General features: G+C 79.5%; 2 protein-coding genes. Both read right to left on the bottom strand.

Annotated elements, in window-relative coordinates:
* A partial coding sequence (locus AB6N23_RS18195) for an AAA family ATPase (protein WP_412867364.1) occupies window positions 1–1,532 on the bottom strand: 1,532 nt, incomplete at its 3' end.
* A partial coding sequence (locus AB6N23_RS18190) for a PD-(D/E)XK nuclease family protein (RefSeq protein WP_412867363.1) occupies window positions 1,529–2,132 on the bottom strand: 604 nt, incomplete at its 5' end. The genes AB6N23_RS18195 and AB6N23_RS18190, both read right to left, overlap by 4 nt.

Below are 2,132 nucleotides of genomic sequence, written 5' to 3'. Positions count from 1 at the left end.
TTTTTTTTGTGGTGGTCGGGTTGTTGTTTATACGCGCCCGCGGCGGGCGGGCCCTCGGCCAGCTCGTCCGCCGACGGCGCCTCGGCGGCCGTCTCGACGAACGCGACGTGCTCGCCGCCCGCCCGCAGGAGCGTCACGACGTCGTCGGCCCGGCCGCCGCGCACCGCGTCGGCGAGCGCCCCGAGCTCCGTGCCGAACCGGTGCGGGACCGTGAGGCGGACCACGCCCGCGCGGGGTGCGACGGCGTCGCGGTCCCCGGCCGTGGCGAGCGCGGGCAGCACGGTGCGCAGGCGGGCGGGCAGCGCGTCCGCGGCGGGATCGCGCGCCACGAGGTCGCCGAGCACGGCACCGACCTCGACGGACGCGAGCTGGTCCGGGTCGCCGACGAGCACCAGCCGGGCGTCCGGCCGCAACGCCTCCAGCAGGCGGGCGAGCAGCGGCAGCGACACCATCGACGCCTCGTCGACCACGACGACGTCGTGCGGGAGCCGGTGCGTGCGGTCGTGCCGGAACCGGGTGCCACCGCCGGGGCGGGAGCCGAGCAGGCGGTGCAGCGTCGAGGCGTGCAGAGGTGGCGGCGCCGCCCCGCCGGACCCCGCCGCGAGCGCCGTCAGCTCGGCGTCGACCGCCTCCTGCAGCCGGGCGGCGGCCTTGCCGGTCGGTGCGGCCAGCGCCACCCGCAGGTCCGCGCCGTGGACGTCCCGCAGCACGGCCACGAGCCGTGCCACCGTCGTGGTCTTGCCCGTGCCCGGCCCGCCGGTGAGCACGGTGAGCCGGGAGACCGCCGCGGTGGCGGCGGCCACGCGCTGACGGTCGTCCGCCGCGCGCGGGAACAGGGCGGCGACGGCCCGGCGCACGGCGTCGTCGTCGGCGGGCAGCGGCGCGGCGAGGCGCGCGTCCACCTCGTGCCGCACGAGCTGCTCGTCCCGCCAGTGCCGGTCCAGGTACACGCGCCCGTCGACCCACCGGACCGGCCGGTCCGCGGGCCCGGCGGGTCCGTCGGCGACCATCGCGCTGCGCCGCACCGCGTCGGTCCACGCCGGGAGGTCCGGCCACGGCAGCGCCGCCACGGCGTCGACCGGGTGCGGCGCGGCCGCTGCGGTGCCGGTGCCGGACGTCTCGGTGCCGGGTGTGCCGTCGCCGGACGTCCCGGTGCCGGATGTGCTGGTGGACGTGCTGACGGACGCGCCGGCGGTCCACGCGTGGACGTCGTCGGGGTCGGCGACGTCCACCGTGCCCGGGGCGTCCGCGAGCGTCACGCACACGGAGCCCGTCCGGACGGCGCGCACGGCGAGCGCGGCGGCGAGGTGCACGCGCTCGTCCGCCTCGCCCGTCAGGACGCCCAGCCGCTCCGCGACGCGGACGTCGGCCCCGGTCAGCACGCCGACGCGCGCGAACGCGCCGAGCAGCGGGCCGGCGCGCCACGGCACGCGGGCGGAACCGTCCGCCGGCGTGTCCGTGCTTGTGCCCGTGCCCGTGCCCGTGCGCGTGCCCAGCGCGCCGTCCGCCGGCGCGGCCCGCGCCCCGGTCATGACGCGGCCCCGTCCGCCGTGCCGTCCAGCAGCGCGGAGAGCGCGAGGACGAGCGCGGTCGGCGGACGCCACGACAGCACGCCGCACGGGTCGTCGCCGACGACGGGCGTGGCCGGGCCGCACATGCCCCGCACGAACAGGTACGCGCCGCCGCCGAGGTGCCGGTCGGGGTCGTAGCCGGGCAGGCGCCAGCGCAGGTAGCGGTGCAGCGCCACCGTGTAGAGCAGGAGCTGGAGCGGGTAGTGCGCGTCCGTCATCGCCGTGACGAGCGCGGCCGGCCGGTAGTGCCACGCCGTCAGCGGCTCGTCCGGGGGCGCGAGCCGGTTGGTCTTGTAGTCCACGACGACGAACCGCGGGCCGGCGGGGCCGGGCACGCGCAGGACCGCGTCGATGCTGCCGGTGAGGTAGCCGCGCAGGAGGCCGGGGCCGCGTCCCGCGCTGCCGGCGTCGGTCGGGGACGTCGCGGACGCGCCCGTGCCGGTCGGGCCGGCCGGTGGGTCCAGGGCGGCGAGCCGCGCGGCCCACGGGTGGAACGGGTCGTCCGCCGGCAGGTGCGTGGCGACGAGCGCGGCGACGTCGCGCAGGCGCGCCGGCCGGCGG

The organism is Cellulomonas pasadenensis (assembly GCF_047229365.1).
Lineage (GTDB): Bacteria > Actinomycetota > Actinomycetes > Actinomycetales > Cellulomonadaceae > Cellulomonas.
Note: the sequence above shows the minus strand (reverse complement) of the source record. Positions and strands in the feature narration are given on the sequence as shown.